This is a genomic window from Cohnella sp. OV330 (assembly GCF_900112065.1).
Taxonomy (GTDB): Bacteria; Bacillota; Bacilli; order Paenibacillales; family Paenibacillaceae; genus Cohnella.
Genome location: NZ_FOKE01000004.1, coordinates 300,624 through 316,284 on the forward strand (window position 1 = coordinate 300,624; position 15,661 = coordinate 316,284).

21 protein-coding genes and 1 tRNA gene are annotated in these 15,661 nt (G+C 58.8%); all 22 read right to left on the bottom strand.

Translation table 11 applies throughout. From position 1 onward, the window contains the following. Positions 1 to 167 precede the first annotated feature (167 nt). The 22 genes from aroH to BM235_RS11370 all read right to left on the bottom strand — a co-directional run bounded on the left by aroH (position 168) and on the right by BM235_RS11370 (position 15,647). Positions 168 to 539, bottom strand: coding sequence for a chorismate mutase (aroH, locus tag BM235_RS11265; protein ID WP_090112821.1), 372 nt, complete (start codon positions 537 to 539; stop codon positions 168 to 170). Between the two features lie 5 nt (positions 540 to 544). Then, on the bottom strand, positions 545 to 1,657 hold the full coding sequence (aroB, locus tag BM235_RS11270; RefSeq protein WP_090112823.1) for a 3-dehydroquinate synthase: 1,113 nt from the start codon (positions 1,655 to 1,657) through the stop codon (positions 545 to 547). Next, a complete protein-coding gene (gene aroC, locus BM235_RS11275) occupies positions 1,658 to 2,833 on the bottom strand; it encodes a chorismate synthase (protein ID WP_090112825.1) in 1,176 nt (391 codons plus the stop codon). A 135-nt stretch (positions 2,834 to 2,968) separates the two neighbouring features. Further along, positions 2,969 to 3,178, bottom strand: a complete 210-nt coding sequence (locus BM235_RS11280; RefSeq protein ID WP_255374315.1) for a hypothetical protein — start codon at positions 3,176 to 3,178, stop codon at positions 2,969 to 2,971. Between the two features lie 35 nt (positions 3,179 to 3,213). Beyond that, the gene (locus BM235_RS11285; protein ID WP_090112830.1) at positions 3,214 to 4,026 is read right to left on the bottom strand and encodes a CheR family methyltransferase; all 813 of its coding nucleotides are present in this window, start codon (positions 4,024 to 4,026) and stop codon (positions 3,214 to 3,216) included. Between the two features lie 33 nt (positions 4,027 to 4,059). Then, positions 4,060 to 4,503: a nucleoside-diphosphate kinase gene (gene ndk / locus BM235_RS11290; protein WP_090112839.1), complete on the bottom strand. Its 444-nt coding sequence runs from the start codon at positions 4,501 to 4,503 to the stop codon at positions 4,060 to 4,062. A gap of 77 nt (positions 4,504 to 4,580) precedes the next feature. Continuing rightward, complete coding sequence (locus BM235_RS11295; RefSeq protein ID WP_090112841.1) at positions 4,581 to 5,555, bottom strand: polyprenyl synthetase family protein; 975 nt, start codon at positions 5,553 to 5,555, stop codon at positions 4,581 to 4,583. A 15-nt stretch (positions 5,556 to 5,570) separates the two neighbouring features. Continuing rightward, positions 5,571 to 6,452, bottom strand: coding sequence for a menaquinone biosynthesis protein (locus BM235_RS11300; RefSeq protein ID WP_090112843.1), 882 nt, complete (start codon positions 6,450 to 6,452; stop codon positions 5,571 to 5,573). Next, positions 6,442 to 7,065 (bottom strand): UbiX family flavin prenyltransferase, encoded by a 624-nt coding sequence (locus BM235_RS11305; protein WP_090112845.1) that lies wholly within the window; start codon positions 7,063 to 7,065, stop codon positions 6,442 to 6,444. Before BM235_RS11305 ends, BM235_RS11300 begins: the two co-directional genes overlap by 11 nt. Next, entirely contained in the window at positions 7,059 to 7,934 is an 876-nt protein-coding gene (locus BM235_RS11310) for a UbiA-like polyprenyltransferase (protein ID WP_090112847.1), read from the bottom strand. Before BM235_RS11310 ends, BM235_RS11305 begins: the two co-directional genes overlap by 7 nt. Further along, a complete protein-coding gene (locus BM235_RS11315; protein WP_369803508.1) occupies positions 7,931 to 8,650 on the bottom strand; it encodes a demethylmenaquinone methyltransferase in 720 nt (239 codons plus the stop codon). The genes BM235_RS11310 and BM235_RS11315 overlap by 4 nt, the downstream gene beginning before the upstream one ends. A gap of 5 nt (positions 8,651 to 8,655) precedes the next feature. Further along, positions 8,656 to 9,534 (bottom strand): heptaprenyl diphosphate synthase component 1, encoded by an 879-nt coding sequence (locus BM235_RS11320; RefSeq protein WP_090112850.1) that lies wholly within the window; start codon positions 9,532 to 9,534, stop codon positions 8,656 to 8,658. 101 nt (positions 9,535 to 9,635) lie between these two features. Further along, positions 9,636 to 10,154 carry a hypothetical protein gene (locus BM235_RS11325; RefSeq protein ID WP_090112852.1) on the bottom strand — a complete coding sequence of 173 codons (519 nt, stop codon included), beginning with the start codon at positions 10,152 to 10,154 and terminating at the stop codon, positions 9,636 to 9,638. A gap of 89 nt (positions 10,155 to 10,243) precedes the next feature. Beyond that, complete coding sequence (gene mtrB / locus BM235_RS11330) at positions 10,244 to 10,468, bottom strand: trp RNA-binding attenuation protein MtrB (RefSeq protein WP_090112854.1); 225 nt, start codon at positions 10,466 to 10,468, stop codon at positions 10,244 to 10,246. Between the two features lie 118 nt (positions 10,469 to 10,586). Beyond that, positions 10,587 to 10,663, bottom strand: a tRNA-Pro gene (locus BM235_RS11335). A 137-nt stretch (positions 10,664 to 10,800) separates the two neighbouring features. Next, positions 10,801 to 11,181 carry a LytTR family DNA-binding domain-containing protein gene (locus BM235_RS11340; protein ID WP_090112856.1) on the bottom strand — a complete coding sequence of 127 codons (381 nt, stop codon included), beginning with the start codon at positions 11,179 to 11,181 and terminating at the stop codon, positions 10,801 to 10,803. After that, positions 11,178 to 11,300 (bottom strand): cyclic lactone autoinducer peptide, encoded by a 123-nt coding sequence (locus BM235_RS11345; protein ID WP_090112858.1) that lies wholly within the window; start codon positions 11,298 to 11,300, stop codon positions 11,178 to 11,180. The genes BM235_RS11340 and BM235_RS11345 overlap by 4 nt, the downstream gene beginning before the upstream one ends. Continuing rightward, positions 11,297 to 11,821 (bottom strand): accessory gene regulator B family protein, encoded by a 525-nt coding sequence (locus tag BM235_RS11350; RefSeq protein WP_158543734.1) that lies wholly within the window; start codon positions 11,819 to 11,821, stop codon positions 11,297 to 11,299. Before BM235_RS11350 ends, BM235_RS11345 begins: the two co-directional genes overlap by 4 nt. Continuing rightward, on the bottom strand, positions 11,811 to 12,479 hold the full coding sequence (locus BM235_RS11355; protein WP_090112862.1) for a hypothetical protein: 669 nt from the start codon (positions 12,477 to 12,479) through the stop codon (positions 11,811 to 11,813). The genes BM235_RS11350 and BM235_RS11355 overlap by 11 nt, the downstream gene beginning before the upstream one ends. A 281-nt stretch (positions 12,480 to 12,760) precedes the next feature. Then, positions 12,761 to 13,033 carry an HU family DNA-binding protein gene (locus tag BM235_RS11360; RefSeq protein ID WP_090112863.1) on the bottom strand — a complete coding sequence of 91 codons (273 nt, stop codon included), beginning with the start codon at positions 13,031 to 13,033 and terminating at the stop codon, positions 12,761 to 12,763. 113 nt (positions 13,034 to 13,146) lie between these two features. Beyond that, a complete protein-coding gene (locus tag BM235_RS11365) occupies positions 13,147 to 14,133 on the bottom strand; it encodes an ABC transporter permease (protein WP_090112864.1) in 987 nt (328 codons plus the stop codon). Continuing rightward, the gene (locus tag BM235_RS11370; RefSeq protein ID WP_255374316.1) at positions 14,130 to 15,647 is read right to left on the bottom strand and encodes a sugar ABC transporter ATP-binding protein; all 1,518 of its coding nucleotides are present in this window, start codon (positions 15,645 to 15,647) and stop codon (positions 14,130 to 14,132) included. The genes BM235_RS11365 and BM235_RS11370 overlap by 4 nt, the downstream gene beginning before the upstream one ends. Positions 15,648 to 15,661: the final 14 nt, after the last annotated feature.

Genomic DNA, 15,661 nt, shown 5'->3' on the forward strand with positions numbered 1-15,661 from the left:
CGGTCCGCTCGCTGCCTATGCCGACTTCACGATCCGCAAGGAACCGTATCCGGCCGCTCCGCTCATCTCATCTCTGCTCGTCTCACCCGCGCGTAAGTCGTCGTCCCTCCGGCCGACGGTTCTGCGCCAAGTAATGTTTCTACTATAGCATCGCCGGAGGGCGGGCGTCAACGGGCGGACGACAGATCCGGCCGGAGCTTGACCGCTTCGCCGAGATAGACATGGCGGATCTCCGCTTGCGTCGCATCCGTATTCACGTGGACCATGAGCCGGATACAGCGCTCAAGCCCGCCTTTGACGGGAATCTCCACCGAACACATCAACGGCACGAGTTCCCAGCCGGCCATTCTCCGAATCGCGCTCGCCGGGAACGTCGCGTCCAAATCCGGCGTCACCGTAATGAATACGCTGCAGATGTCCTCGGGGTGCGTGCCGTTCTCTTCTACGATCGCGTCCAGCAGCTCGATCGTCGCTTCTAATATAGGTGCTGCTTCATTGGCGTCCACCGTAATGGCGCCTCGAATGCCTCTCATGCTCATGCGCTTCAAGCCTCCTCTGTCAACCCATCGACGATCTCTCTTACCCATGCAGCGCTTACGTCGCGTCTAATCTCGACGCTGCCGATCGACGTCGGCACGACGAATACCATGCTGCCTTCGCTGAACTTTTTGTCGTGCTGCATCGCCTTCATGATCTCGGCGGCGTCAAGGTGGGCAGGTATGCGAACCGGCAGTCCGAACTTGCGGAAGATCGCTTCCGTTCGATTGGCGATCTCTTCGCCATAGCCGAATCGCGCCGCGAGACGCGCGGAGCCGACCATGCCGATCGCGATCGCTTCGCCGTGCAGCAGCTCGCCGTAGCCGGCCGCGGCCTCGAGCGCATGCCCGATCGTATGGCCGAGATTGAGGATCGCGCGAAGATCGTTTTCCCGCTCGTCCCTGGAGACGACGATCGACTTGACCTTGCAGCCTTCATAGAGCGCGTATCCGAGCGCGTCGGGCTCGAGCGCGAGCAGTCGCTCCGCGTTGCTCTCGCACCAGTCCACGAACGAGGCATCCCAGATGAGGCCGTGCTTGATCACCTCGGACAAGCCGGACCGGACTTCCCGGGCAGGCAGGCTTACGAGCGCGTCCAGATCGTACAGCACCGCTTCGGGCTGATGGAAGGCGCCGATGATGTTCTTCGCGAGGCTGTGGTTGACCGCCGTCTTGCCGCCGACGCTGCTGTCGTGCGCGAGTATCGTCGTCGGCATCTGCACGAAGCGAACGCCGCGCATGTAGACGGCCGCGAGGAAACCTGCCAGATCGCCTACGACGCCGCCGCCCAGCGCGACGACCGTCGATTTGCGGTCGAGTCCGCCCGTTAGCGCATCGGCGACGAGCGCGTCAAGCTGCGCAAGCGACTTGGACGATTCGCCCGAAGGCACGACGGACACGGTCACCTGGTAGCCCGCTTCCTGCAGGGATTCCTTGATGTTGTCCGCGTATAAGCCCTTGACGGACGCGTCGGTGACGAGCAGCAGCGGCGAGCCTGCAGGCAAGCCCAGCCGCTTAAAGTATTCGCCGGACTTCGCGTGCAGGCCGGACCCGATATAGATCGGATACGAGCGTTCGCCAAGATCGACGGTCAGCTCGCGGACTTCTCCTGCGGCGGCCATTTAATAGGCCCTCGTCTGCTTCATATAATTCTCGTAGTTCGCGCGGATCTCTTCCATGGAATCCCCGCCGAACTTTTCAAGAAACGCTTTGGCGACTTCCCAGACGACCACATTCTCCATCACGACGCTTGCCGCCGGCACCGCGCATGCATCCGAACGCTCGACCTGGGCGGTAAAAGGCTCGCGCGTGTCGATGTCGACGCTCTTCAGCGGCTTGTACAACGTAGGGATCGGCTTCATGACGCCGCGCACGACGATCGGCTCGCCGTTCGTCATGCCGCCTTCGAAGCCGCCCAAACGGTTGCTCGCCCGATGATAGCCTTTTTCTTCGGTATACAAAATCTCGTCGTGAACCTGCGAGCCGGGACGATCGGCCGCCTCGAAGCCGATGCCGATCTCGACGCCTTTGAAGGCGTTGATCGACACGACGGCCTGGGCGATCCGCCCGTCGAGCTTGCGATCCCACTGCACGTGGCTGCCGAGACCGATCGGCAGGCCCGTCACGATGCATTCGACGACGCCGCCGATGGAATCCCCGTCCGCCTTGGTCTTGTCGATCAGCTCGATCATCCGCTGCTCCGTCTCGGCGTCGATGACGCGTACGGAGGAAGCCTCCGTACGCTCGATCAGCTCGTCCACGCCGATGTCCGCAGGAAGCGGCGGCGCTTTGATCCCGCCGATGGAGACGACATGGCCGGCCACGCGAATCCCGAATTCAGACAGCAGCTGTCTTGCGACAGCGCCGACGGCCACTCTGGCGGCCGTCTCCCGCGCGCTGGAACGCTCCAAAATGTTGCGAAGGTCCTTCTGCTCGTACTTGATGCCGCCGTTCAGGTCGGCATGGCCCGGACGCGGACGGTGCACGCGCCGCTTGGCTTCGTCGCCGCCTTCGATCGGCTCGACGTTCATGACCGAAGTCCAATGCTTCCAGTCGTTGTTGGCGACGACGAGCGCGACCGGCGCGCCGGTCGTGCGGCCGTGGCGAACGCCGCCCACGATCTGAGCCGTGTCCTGCTCGATCTGCATCCGCCGTCCGCGGCCGTGGCCTTTCTGCCTGCGTTGAAGCTGGAAGTTAAGCGCCTCGAAATCCAGTTCGAGATTGCTCGGCAACCCTTCGATAATAGCGGTAAGCTGCGGGCCGTGCGTCTCCCCCGCGGTTAAGTAGCGTAGTGTCAAGTGAGTTCCTCCCCGAGTCTTGCGGCAACCTCGAATACTTTTGTTTATTATAGTACAGCGTTAAAGCTTTTGACAAGAAAAGAGCCCGCCCATACGGACGGACCGGGATTCGGCGCGGCCCTTCCCGGCGCTTCATCAGTCGCGGGAGCCGGCCATGTCTCGTCTGTCTTCGCCCGAGACGGATTTGTCCTTCGCCGCGAGGCGAGCTTGCACCGCTTCAGGCACCAGGCTAAGCAGAGACGGATGCTCTAGCCCCATGATTTGCGCGCATTCCTGCGCCGTGACGAGCCCGTTCCGATAGGCTTCGATCGCTTTGCGCTTGTCCATGACTCCCTCCGCTGCCACTTGATTGCTCCTAGTATCGCGCAGCGGAGGCCGCTTCATACGATGCGGCGGTAGAAAAAAGTATCGGCCGTCTCAAGCCCGTATTGGCCGGGCGAGAAAATCTGCTCGGTGCTGCCGACGAAGAGAATGCCTCCGGGCTTCAATGCCTTGGCGAACTTCTCGTACAGCTGCTGCTTCGCCTCTTCTGTGAAGTAAATCATGACGTTGCGGCAGACGATCAGGTCGAAGCCGTCCTGGAACGAATCGAAAAGCAAGTTTTGCTTCTGGAAACGGACGGCGCGCTTCAGCTTGTCGTCGACCTCGAAGACGTCGCCTCCGCCTTTGAAGTAAGCCTCCGCCATGACTTTCGGCACTTCCCGGATCGAGCGCTCGGGGTAGACGCCGTTTTTGGCTTTGGCGAGCACGCCATCGTCGATATCGGTCGCGAGCAGCGTCGCTTGGCCGAGGGCGCCGAGCCGATCGAGGATCATCGCGATCGTATAAGGCTCTTCGCCCGTCGAGCATGCGGCGCTCCAAACTTTAAGCTTCGGCGAACGCTTGATCATGTCCGGCAGAAATCGCTCCATCAACATGTTCCAGCGACTCGGGTTGCGCCAAAATTCGGAGACGTTGATCGTCATGCGGTCCAAAAATTCGTTGCGAAGCCGCGGTTCGTCCATGATCGCTTTAAAATAGGAAGAAAAATCGACGAAACCGTTTTTGACGCGCAGCGTCGTTAGCCGCCTGCGCATCTGCGTTTCTTTGTACTGCGAAAGGTCGATGGATGTCGCCTTGCGGACATTCGCGATAAAGTTGGCGAAATCCTCGTCCTCCGGCGTCATCCGCGCTAAATGTTCGCTCATGCCCATGCTCCCCGTCGCTTCGTAACGCTTGCTAAGTGCCTAAATCCAAACTTGAATGACTTTTTCGTAGTCGAGAAGCTCATCCTCGTCAAAAAAGATGCCGATCTCGCGAAGCGCGTTGTCGTGCGAATCCGAGCCGTGAATCAAGTTATAATTCGTATGTATCGCGTAATCTCCGCGAATCGTCCCCGGAGCGGCCTCGATGCCGCTTGTCTTGCCGATCAGCTGGCGGGCGGCCGCCACGGCGTCATCGCCCTCCCATGCCATGGCGAACACGGGTCCGGAAGTAATGAATGTAATGAGACGGTCGTAGAAGACCTTGCCCTTATGTTCTGCGTAATGCCGCTCGGCCAGTTCTGGCGTTACCCGCATCAGCTTGGCGGCGATCAGCTTCAATCCCTTGCGCTCGAAGCGGCCGACGATCTCCCCGATCAGCCCCCGTTCGACGCCGTCAGGCTTTACCATGAGATACGTGCGTTCCATCATTCAACCCCCTGTATTACGAAAGGCCTGTCCGGCGCATCCGCGGCATTTCCATCATTTTACCACAATCGTGCCGATTAATAGCTTCTTTGCGCCACAAATCTCGCGATATCGGCCAAATTTTTGCGCGCGGGGATGGACGGCAAGCCTTCGAGCAGCTTAAGCGCCTTGGCCATGTACCGTTCGGCCAGCGCCTCGGCCTGCCGAATGCCCGAGCTGCCCCGCACGAGCTTGACGGCCGCGCTCGAATCCGCCGTCCCTCCCGCGGCCTGAATGCTGGCGATCTCGCCCAGCAGCTTGCCCCGAAGCTCCGGCTCCTGCAGCGCGTAGAGCACGGGCAGCGTAATGTTGCCCTGCCTCAGATCGCTGCCAGGCGGCTTTCCGATCGCCTTCTCCGTGCCGCACAAATCGAGCAGATCGTCCGTGATCTGAAAAAGCATGCCGACGTTGTAGCCGTACCGGTACAGGATGTCGCACTGCTTTTTCGGCGCGCCCGCCGCCATCGCGCCCAGCTGGCAGCTGATGGCGATGAGCAGCGCGGTCTTGCGACGAATGCGCAACAAATAATTCCGGACGCTTTGCTCCGTGTTGAAAAAATCGCGAATCTGCTCCATCTCTCCGATGCACATCTGAACGATCGCGCCGGACAAAATCTGATGAATGCGGGGTTGCGCGAGCTCCGTCGCGATGACGAGCGACTTGCCGTGCAGATAATCGCCGGTGAACATCGCGATGCGGTTGTCCCACTTCGCTTTGACCGTCGGCTGTCCGCGGCGCGTGTCCGCGTCGTCGATCACGTCGTCGTGCACGAGCGACGCCATATGGATAAGCTCGAGCGGCACGGCGACGCGCTTGAGCTGGTCGAGCGAATATTGGCCGAACTTGCCCGACAGCAGCACGAACACCGGACGCAGGCGCTTGCCTCCCGCCTTCAGCAGGTGCAGCGCCGATTCGTTCAGTAGCGGCAGGTCGCTGGCGACGCTGCTTGCCAGCGCGTCCTCGATCGCCTGCAGATCGGATTTGAGTGAAGCGTAGAGCTGCATCAACTTCATATAGTCACCTTCGGTTCATTGTGGTGGTGCCGCTGGCGTCGCGATCGGTCCGGCCAAGCTCCATTCCTCGATCGCGACATTCTTGTCCATATGGCCGAGCTCTCGCGCGTATTTGAAAAACAAAGACAAGCCTTCGCGCTGTCCCGCCCCGAAATCGTGGTTCAGCCCGCCGAAGTATCCTTTCCAATACGCCTCGGTACCGCCGACGGATCGCAGCGCGTGCTCGATCACTGGCCGCATGTCGCCGTACGAACGCCGCTTGGAGTCGACCAATGCCCTGTAGATCTCTCCGATGTCCGCAGACTTCGCGGCGGCGGCCTCCCGCCTGACGGCCCATACCGCGAAGGTCATCCACATGCCCGTAAACCGATACCAGCTGTCCGACAAGTCGATGACTTCGTAGCCGTGGTTTTGCCAGGAGGCCCGAATGGCGTGGTCGCCGATGAGAAGCGCGGCGTCGGCATGCGTCAGCATCGAATCGAGGTCCGGTTCCGCGGTTTCGTATACCGGATGTCCGCCGTGGAATTTTTCCATCAAAATCTTTAATAAGTTCACCGAGGTAGCGGACGTGGTCGTCATGGCGATCCGGCCGCCGTCCAACACCTTTTTGAGCGGTGACTTCAGGAACAGCAGAATCGACTGTACGGGACCGCGTGCGCTCACCGACAGATTCGGAAGCAGCACATAGTCTTCGCTGTTAAGGCCGTAGGCGAACGAAGAGATCGCCGCCATGTCGATCGCGCCTTCGCGCAGCCGCCGGTTGAGCTCGGCGGGCATCGCCCGCACCAGCTTAGGCGCGCAGCTGAGCTGCTCGGGATCGAAGTGATGGAACACTGGCCATACGTTCGTATAGTCGATTCTGCCGATCCGGATCGGCTCCGTTCGGTCATGATTCATCGCGTTCGCCCCATCTGCTGTATAAATGATGATCAAGCCCCATGACGTCCATGATCTTGCCGGTCATGAACCTGACGACATCTTCAAGCGACTGCGGACCTTGGTAAAAAGCGGGCATCGCAGGAATGATGCGTACGCCGATCCGAGCGAGCTTCAGCATGTTTTCCAAATGAACCGCGTTCAGCGGCGTCTCGCGCGGCACAAGCAGCAGCGGACGCCCTTCCTTCATCGTTACGTCGGCTGCCCGCGTCATCAGGTTGTCCGAGCTGCCGTGAGCGATCGCGGAGAGCGTCCCCATCGAGCAAGGGACGACGACCATCCCCTCGCAACGAAAGGATCCGCTTGCGATTGCGGCGCCGATATCGCCGGGCGGATAGAAAACCAGCTCGCCGCCCTCTATGTCCGCGAAAGCCTCGGCCACGGAAGCGGCGCGCTTGGTCGCATTCCAGCCGAGCTCCTCCTTAAGCACGCGCCATCCGGCTTCGGAAATGACCAGATGTACATCGATGCCCGCTCTCAGCAGCTCCCGGCACAAGCTGATGCCGTACGCCGCCCCGCTCGCGCCGGTAATCCCGACCGCCCAACGACGAGGACGTTCCGCCTGCCTCACCATTTGTGCACCAACACGAGATCGATGAACGTGAAAACGAACAAGACCGTGCTGAGCACGCCGTTCATCGTAAAGAAAGCGGCATTCAGTTTGCTCAAATCGTTCGGCTTCACAAGCTGATGCTCATAATACAGCAGCACGGCCGCTACGATGGTGCCGGCCAAATACCACCAGCTGAGGTCCGTCATGGCCAGCAGCAAAATGAAGCCCGCGAGCGTGACGACATGCATAACCCTGGCGGTCATCAGTGCCGTGGCGATGCCGAAGCGCGCCGGGTAAGAGTACAAGCCTTCCTTGCGGTCGAAGTCGACATCCTGGCAGGCGTATATAATATCGAAGCCCGTCGACCACAAGGCGACCGCCGCGAAAAGCACAACCGCAGGCCAGGTGATCGTCCCGGTGACGGCCACCCAGCCGCCGAGCGGGGCGAGTCCGAGCGTGAGGCCGAGCACCAGATGGCAAGCCCATGTGAAGCGCTTGGTGTAAGAATAAATAACCGTCATAAATACTGCGACCGGCATCAGCTTAAGCGCCAGCGGGTTTAGTTGCGATGCCGCCCAGAACAGCAGAGCGAAGGAAACGATGACGAAAAGCACCGCTTCGGACGACTTCAACAATCCCGCCGGAATGGCTCTTCCCGCCGTTCGCGGGTTGCGGGCGTCGATGGCCTTGTCGATGATCCGGTTCAGACTCATCGCGGCCGTCCGAGCGCCGACCATCGCTAGCAGGATCCAACCGCACTGCGCCCAGGAAGGCAGCTCGCGGTTGACGGTGACGGAGCCTAGGATCGTGCCGACGTAAGCGAACGGCAAGGCGAATATCGTATGTTCAAACTTAATCATTTCAAGGAAAATCTTCAACTTCCGAATCATGCCCGTTCATTCCCTTTCTTCCCCATATGCAGCGCCGCGACGCCGCCGGCTAGCGGAAACGCGCGCACTTCCTGCAGGCCGGCCTCTCTGAACATCTCGGCAAGCCTCGGCAGGTCGGGAAAATCGGCCAGCGACTCGGGCAGCCAACGGTACTGGTCGTACTTGCGCGCCACGAGCTTGCCGAGCAGGGGCATCAACTTTTTAAAATAGAAATAATAAATGGCTTTAAACGGCTGCCAACCCGGCTTGGACATCTCGAGACAGACGACCTGTCCGCCCGGCTTGACGACGCGATGCATCTCGGAAAGAACCTTGGCGTAATCGGGCACGTTGCGAAGTCCGAAGCCGATCGTGACGTAATCGAACGTGCTGTCCGCAAACGGAAGTTCCATGGCGTTGCCCTGCACGAGCTCAATCTGCTTGTCCAACCCTTTTTGCTTGACCTTCTCCCGGCCGACGGCGAGCATGCCGGCGCTGAAGTCGAGTCCGACGGTTCGTCCGGTACGGCTCGCCTCGGCCAGCGCGATGGTCCAGTCGCACGTACCGCAGCAGAGATCCAGCGAAGTCTCGCCGTTTTTAACGTTCATCTTGCGCATGGTGAACTTCCGCCACGCCTTGTGGCGGCGGAAGCTGATAATGTCGTTCATCATATCGTACTTCGGCGCGATGCTCTCGAAGACGGAATGAACGTGATTCTGCTTGGACTTCGCATCCATTCTGGTCATCCCAACTCCTTGATCGCCGCGGCCGGCACCCACGCGGGTCCGTGAAGAAACGGCTCGATTAAACTCGCCAGCTCCGCCGCCAGTTTGTCGGACGGAAGCTTGGGCAGCATCGCTTGGAGCTGTCCGGCGGACTGTCTCAGCAGCGCGACAAGCTTGTCCGCCACGCCATATTTGTCCATCAGCTGGCGGAGCAAGCCGTGGTCGTCCGCCCGCTCCTCGAGCGCTCTCCGGTCCTCGGCGCTGCCTTCGCCCATCACATGCCACACGCCCCAGCTTCCGCTCAGCTCATCCGGGCGCTGAAGCCGGAGCAGCTCTTGGAGGAGCAGCTCGCAACGGGAAAAGCGCTCGACGAGCTCGGGCCACAGCTTGGCGTACATGCCGCTCATCAGATGGCCGAACGACATGAAAAGAACGCCCCGGATCGCTGAACCGTAGCTGACGTATTCTTCGGCGTTGATGCGCATTTGCTTCATTTTGCCGTACAAGGACATCTTGATCCGATTCACTTCGCATACCGCTTCGCTCAGCCGCTTGACCGTCTCGATCTGGCCGGCTTGGGACAGCAAATGATAGAAACGGCCGCTGAAATAGTCGCCTGCCAGCACCTTCATCTGCCTGGCGCGCATTTGCTTCGTTTGGGCTTTGGCGCCGCTCTCTTCGTTTTCGACGAGGTCGTGCGTATCGAGCCCCAGCTGGACCAAGGAAGTCGCGAGCGGATACAGCTCCGCCTGCCCGCCCAGCTCCTGCAGGTCCGCAAGCACGGCTTGAAGCAGACGAACGCGCCCTTCCGGGAACTCGGGCAGGTCCGTATGCCTAGTGATCATATCGTATTCTGTATATTTGCGGGCCAATTGCGCGATCGGTTTACGTGTCATGTTCAGCCTCCGGAGTTGCAAAACGCGGGTGTCGTCGCTTTTTCAATTTATTAATTATAACATAACCGTTTGCGCGCCGCATGAGACGCGCAAACCGTTCATTAAAACGCTAAATTTGCGAGCCAGGACCGCCCGGCTGCCGTCCAGCTCAAGCGATATCGGGAAGCCTGCGCCCCTTCGGACTGCGTGGATTCGTTCAGCGCCGCCCAATCCGTGGCCCTGATGTCAGCCGATGCGAGCAGCACCCTGCGCTCTCCCTCCGGCAAATAGATCCGGATCAGGAGTTGCCTGACATTGTTCACGCGCTCGAACGACGCTCTGGACAGCTCGTAAATGTCCCCTAGCAGCGCTGCGGTGCCGCTTGTACCCGGCGCGACCGCGAGATCCACGCTCAGGATACCGGGCTCCCATCTGACGCGGTTAAGCACGTTCGCGAGCGGCAAAGGATCGATCAGATCGGCGACGCCCTCGTCGACGAGACGTTCGCTGCGTATCGGAACGAAGAGCCCTTCCGCGCCCGATCGAGTGCGGTCAGGACGCGCAGGTTGAATTAGGCTTAGCAGCACGATGATGCAGACGCCGGCCGCAAGCAGCGCGATCCCGCTCCACCAATGACGCATCGATATCCCTCCCGTGACCGCCCCGGCCTTCGCTCCTTCCATTGTATAAATAAAAAGGGCAGGCTATGCCTGCTCTACGAGACATGCTTTTAATTGTCCGTCTCGACGATTCCGTACTTGGTCAAGACCGTGGCTTTGCCGCGGATCTTGATGGCGGACGTATGATCGGTAAATTGAGCGATCAGCACCTCGCCTTTGTCCAGCTTCTCCGTATGGTGGAATCGAGTATCCTGTCCGCGCGTCAATCCGATCACGTTGACGCCGCTTTCTTTGGCTTTGACGACGATATAGTCCGCTTGGTTAGGGATTTCCATATCCGCTGCCTCCTTGTCATCTTGTGACGGTTGTCTGCCTCAAAATCAGAACGCCTCTACTAATAAAAACAGCTCCCCGGGTCGAAGCCGCGGGAAGCAGTCTTGTTCACGTATGTAATGGTCGGAACGGCGGGATTCGAACCCACGACCTCACCCACCCCAAGGGTGCGCGCTACCAGACTGTGCTACGTCCCGGAATAATAGCGAACGTATGTGATTATAGCATGGTCTACGTTTCGCTTGCAAGCTTAACTAGATCGTTCGAATAAATATTTGGAGTGGCTGATCCCAGGTAGCCGACGGCGATCCAGCAGTGCCGTCGGCCATTCCTCTTAAGCTTTGGAAGGCTTGAGATTCAATCTGTAAACAGGCGCCTCGGAACCTTCCCGAAGGAAAGCGACCAAGTCTTTGTGGTGGGCCCTGGACACCGGCGCGCTGATGCCGCCTTCAAAAAACACGCGCCCGAGATCTCCGTCGTACCGCTGGATTTTATCCGTCTGCACCAAATAGCCGCGTTCGACTTTTCGGAAGCCCTCGCCGGACAAATAGCGGTCGAATTCTTCAAGGGAGCTGAGATGGCTGAAGACGCCGTACGATGTCTGAAACTTGATAACTCCGTTCTCGATGAACTGGAACAGCACATCTTCGAGCGGAATCTCGATCACTTCAACCTCTTTGCCGCGGCGAATGGAAACCGGAATCAATTTGCTCATCTGCGGAGCTCCTTCGGCATTGTAGGTTTGTTCAGGAATACGTAGCAGCCCGTAAATGCGAACAAGGAAGCGACAGCTACCAGCAGGGAACCTACCACACTGTATGCGCGTTTTTTCATTTTTCTTCACCTCCTTCCTTAAATGGCAGCAGAAGCGTCTGAACCGCGAAGGTCAAAGCGAGCAGATCGGATCGAATCCACAGATTCGAAACGACGATCGCGAGCCCGATCGCCTTGAGGATCGGATAGTGTCTCGGCTTGATCCATGCGTATTTGTCGAAGTTGGAAGGCGCGAAAATCGCGACCATCGCGAAGGCAAAAATCGTCAGCCCGAGCGACCATGCATTCGAGAGGTGGATATGGGGAATCAACGTCAAAACGATCGTGGAACCGACGATACAGCCGACGTTCGAGTGCAGGTGATATCCTCCCGTCGCGAGACGGAGAATCGCAAAAGATACGATCACGGCCAAGGTAGCCGCCGGCTCGCCGGTCACCAGGCCCAATACAAGCGTGACCGTCGCGATGAGCACCGTATTGACGATGATCTTGAGCGCGTATTCGATGACGTCCGCCGAAGGCGCCTGTACGCCCGCTTCGGTCATCCTGTAGTTGAGGCCTTCCGAGTATTTACGCAGCATCCTCATTGTCCTTCCTTAAGGCGATATAAAGAAACGGCGGCAAAGTCAATATAAATACGAGACTCGCGTAAACGACGTAATCTTCGAATTCATTGCGGAAGACGTAGGCCAGCACCATAAACGCGACGATCGCCGAAATAATGACGGCAATCAGCGTCGCATTGGTCCCTTTGAACTCCAGATCGTGTCTGCGCGAGGTCGGCACGAAGTCGAATCCCCAATTGAATCGCTTGATGATGCGGGCGACGACGAACATCAGGATGAACGTAAGCAGCTGCGCCGATACGCTGATCGCCTCGTCGTCCTTGATCGTCTCGACGGAGATGGAGTTGTACTGCCCCAATGCGAGGATCGTGACGCCTTGGACGACGATAAGCAGCGAAAGGCCTGCGAAATTCATAATGATCGAATAGAAAATCGGGACTCGAAAAAGAATCCATAAAATGATGACGTAGAGAAAGAATTGTATATAAGTCGAAAGGTTTACGGTCTCCGGATTCAATCTCGTAAAGTAGGAAACCTGGCTCATCATGAACGCAACGATGGATACGGTGATGAAGGCCCTCCTGTTGAGTCGGAAGCGAAAAAGGGAAAACATGACCAGGAAAACGCCGAAGCATTCGATGGCGGCTCCTACTATGAATGGTACATAATGCATTGGCTTTGAGCCCCTTTTATCTAAAATACTATAAAACGATAAAATCATCCACTGTTGGAAGATATTATTTTACAAAATCCACCTGAATACCTATTCTGATAAAATACTAACATTCGTGTCGATGCGTGTAAATCGCTTTATCGCAAAATATGGGCCGGCCCGCGAGGATCGCGAACGAATAGAAAAAGCCATCTTCGCCCTTGATACAGGCTAAGATGGCTTCCCGTGCGCAGCGTACCCGGCACGCGGTATGTAGCGCTAGCGCCAACGCTTAGGTCTTATTATTTAATTCCGTCCTTGAGCGCCTTCCCCGGCTTGAACGCGGGGATCTTGCCTGCCGGAATCTCGATCTCGTCGCCGGTCTGCGGGTTCCGGCCTTTGCGGGCGGAGCGTTCGCGAACCTCGAAGTTGCCGAAGCCGACGAGCTGTACTTTATCGCCGGATTGGAGCGCTTCGGAGATGACGTCGAAAACGGCGTCAACCGCGGATGTCGCGTCCTTCTTGGAAAGGTCGGCAAGCTCGGAAACCTTCGCGATCAGTTCGGTCTTGTTCAATGCATTCACCTCCCATACGGACAACTGGCGTAGTATCTGTTTATCCGTTTCAACGAAAATTATACACATGAAAACGGCGGCGCCGCAAGCGGCAAGCGGCAAGCGCGTTATTTTCACGCCCTGCGACGGCTCAAATGCACGAACGTGACGGTCAACGCCAGCACGAGGACGGCCCCTTTGATAATATCCGTCGTGTAATATTGAACGTGCAGCATCGTCAATCCGTTGATCAGGATGCCCGTCAGGACAGCCCCTACGAAAGTCCCGATAATGTTCGGACGGCCGGCGCCGAAAACGGAGTAGCCGACGAAGACGGCCGCGACGGCATCCATCAGCATCGGCGCGCCGGCGTCGATCTGGCCGGACCCGACGCGCGCGGTGTACAGGATGCCGCCGATGGCGGCGAAGACGCCCGAAGCGACGTAAGCCCATGCGCGGACGCGACGAACCCGGACGCCGGACAGACGCGCAGCCTCCTCGTTGCCGCCTGTCATCGTCGTCTGGCGGCCGAAGCGCGTGTATTTAAGAAACACATGCGCGCCGATAACCGCCAGGATCATTAAAATGACCGGGAAGGGAACGCCGAACAGCTTGCCTTGGCCGATCCAAAGAAAGTCGGGGTTCATGACGCCAGGCGCCTTGGTGCCGTCCTGGAACTGCATGTTGTTATAGATCGAATACCCCTTCGTGTAGGTCTTGTGAATGCCGCTCACGATGTACATGACCGCCAAGGTAGCCAATAGGTCGGGAATCCGGACCTTGACGATCAGAAAGGCGTTAAGCAGGCCTACGACGGCTCCGATGATCAGGGGCACGATGAGCACGACCGCCAGCGGCAGCTCGTACCAGATCATCATCGTGGCCGTGGCGACCGTCGTCAGCGATACCGTCGACCCGACGGACAGATCGAAGCCGTCGACCGTCAGCGAGATGGTCACCCCGATCGCCACGAAGGTGAGAATCGAGATCGAACGCAAAATGTCAACGAGATTTGAATAAGTGAAAAAGTACTCGTTGCGCAGCGAAAAAAACAAGATGACGAGCCCGATAAAAATAAGCGCGCCGTATTTGTACGAAAATTGCAACAGCCGGTTGTTCACGACAGATCCTCCTTGCCTGCGCTCGCGTAATAAAGAAGCTCTTCCATGGTGACGCTGCCGCGGGCGAACTCCTTGACGATCGCGCCGTCGCACATCACGAGGATGCGGTCCGCGAGCCCCAGCGCCTCGGCGAATTCGCAGGTCAAGTACAGGACGCCCTTGCCTGCCGCTGCCAGCTCGCCGATGATGCGGAAAATGTCGCGCTTCGCGCCGACGTCCACGCCTTTGGTCGGCTCGTCGAACATAAATACTTCCGCGTCTGTCGCCATCCATTTGCCGATCGCGACCTTCTGCTGGTTGCCGCCGCTTAAATAGCCGACGAGCTGGCCGGTCGAGGCCGTACGGATGCCAAGCTGGCCGACCATGCCTTCGGCGTGCTTGCGCTCCGACAGCCTGGAGAGAAAGCCGAGGGCGCCGCTCAGCTGCTTCAAAATCGGCAAACTCAGATTATGGAGGACCGAAGAACCGACTAGAATGCCTTCCTTGCGCCGCTCTTCCGGCACGAGCGCGATTCCGGCACGGACGGCGTCAGCCGGCGATGCGGCTCTCACCTTCTTGCCGGCGATTTTAACCTTGCCCCGGTCTGCCGGATCCGCTCCGAACAGCAGCCTCGACAGCTCCGTCTTGCCTGCGCCGACGAGGCCGACGACCGCGACGATCTCGCCGCGGCGAACGGTGAGGTTCACGCCCCGGACACGATGGCCGGCCGCGACGTCCTCGACCTCGAACAGCGTCTCGCCGATCGGCACGGTCGCTTTCGGATATTCCTCCTCGAAGCTGCGTCCGAGCATCGCTCGAACGATGTCGCCCGATTCCACCGCCGATGCCGGCTCGGACAGCACGACCTTGCCGTCGCGCATAACGGTAATCCGGTCGCTGACCTGCTTAACCTCGGGCAGCCGATGCGAAATAAATACGATGCCGATGCCTTGTTTTTTCAGTTCGTCCATGATGCCGAATAGCCGGTCCGCTTCTTCAAGGCTAAGCGGGGCCGTAGGCTCGTCGAGAATGACGAATTTGGCCTCCTGCACGAGGAGCCTGGCGATCAGCACGATCTGCTTTTCCGCCAGCGTAAGCTCGTCCGCCCTGCGCTTGACCGGGATACGCGATCCGATCCGGGCGAGCACCGCTTCCGCCTCCCGGCCGATGGCGCCCCAGTTCATCCACATCGGTCCCTTGCCTGCCGCGATCCGGTCGAGCATCATGTTTTCCGCCACGGTGAGATGCGGCACCAAGGAGGTGTCGACCTCTTGGTATACGCAGTGAATGCCTTCCGCCTTGGCGTCGGCAGGCGACGCAATCGACAGCTTCCGGTCTCCGACCTGGATCGTGCCGCCGTCCGCGGCGTAAGCGCCGGACAATATTTTCATCAGCGTGCTTTTGCCGGCGCCGTTCGCGCCGAGCAGGGCATGCACTTCCCCCGGACGCAGCGTAAAATCGACGCCATCGAGCGCGCTTACGCCGGCGAACGATTTCGATATGTTTTTCATCGCGAGCGCTAAGGCGTCGCTCATTTCCGCTCCTCCTT

What these genes read in the sequence shown, in the direction of transcription:
- aroH (WP_090112821.1), bottom strand. Translation starts at nt 539, where the DNA reads ATGAGCATGAGAGGCATTCGAGGCGCCATTACGGTGGACGCCAATGAA.
- aroB (WP_090112823.1), bottom strand. Translation starts at nt 1,657, where the DNA reads ATGGCCGCCGCAGGAGAAGTCCGCGAGCTGACCGTCGATCTTGGCGAA.
- BM235_RS11285 (WP_090112830.1), bottom strand. Translation starts at nt 4,026, where the DNA reads ATGGGCATGAGCGAACATTTAGCGCGGATGACGCCGGAGGACGAGGAT.
- ndk (WP_090112839.1), bottom strand. Translation starts at nt 4,503, where the DNA reads ATGGAACGCACGTATCTCATGGTAAAGCCTGACGGCGTCGAACGGGGG.
- BM235_RS11295 (WP_090112841.1), bottom strand. Translation starts at nt 5,555, where the DNA reads ATGAAGTTGATGCAGCTCTACGCTTCACTCAAATCCGATCTGCAGGCG.
- BM235_RS11300 (WP_090112843.1), bottom strand. Translation starts at nt 6,452, where the DNA reads ATGAATCATGACCGAACGGAGCCGATCCGGATCGGCAGAATCGACTAT.
- BM235_RS11305 (WP_090112845.1), bottom strand. Translation starts at nt 7,065, where the DNA reads ATGGTGAGGCAGGCGGAACGTCCTCGTCGTTGGGCGGTCGGGATTACC.
- BM235_RS11310 (WP_090112847.1), bottom strand. Translation starts at nt 7,934, where the DNA reads ATGATTCGGAAGTTGAAGATTTTCCTTGAAATGATTAAGTTTGAACAT.
- BM235_RS11315 (WP_369803508.1), bottom strand. Translation starts at nt 8,650, where the DNA reads ATGGATGCGAAGTCCAAGCAGAATCACGTTCATTCCGTCTTCGAGAGC.
- BM235_RS11320 (WP_090112850.1), bottom strand. Translation starts at nt 9,534, where the DNA reads ATGACACGTAAACCGATCGCGCAATTGGCCCGCAAATATACAGAATAC.
- BM235_RS11325 (WP_090112852.1), bottom strand. Translation starts at nt 10,154, where the DNA reads ATGCGTCATTGGTGGAGCGGGATCGCGCTGCTTGCGGCCGGCGTCTGC.
- mtrB (WP_090112854.1), bottom strand. Translation starts at nt 10,468, where the DNA reads ATGGAAATCCCTAACCAAGCGGACTATATCGTCGTCAAAGCCAAAGAA.
- BM235_RS11340 (WP_090112856.1), bottom strand. Translation starts at nt 11,181, where the DNA reads ATGAGCAAATTGATTCCGGTTTCCATTCGCCGCGGCAAAGAGGTTGAA.
- BM235_RS11345 (WP_090112858.1), bottom strand. Translation starts at nt 11,300, where the DNA reads ATGAAAAAACGCGCATACAGTGTGGTAGGTTCCCTGCTGGTAGCTGTC.
- BM235_RS11350 (WP_158543734.1), bottom strand. Translation starts at nt 11,821, where the DNA reads ATGCTGCGTAAATACTCGGAAGGCCTCAACTACAGGATGACCGAAGCG.
- BM235_RS11355 (WP_090112862.1), bottom strand. Translation starts at nt 12,479, where the DNA reads ATGCATTATGTACCATTCATAGTAGGAGCCGCCATCGAATGCTTCGGC.
- BM235_RS11370 (WP_255374316.1), bottom strand. Translation starts at nt 15,647, where the DNA reads ATGAGCGACGCCTTAGCGCTCGCGATGAAAAACATATCGAAATCGTTC.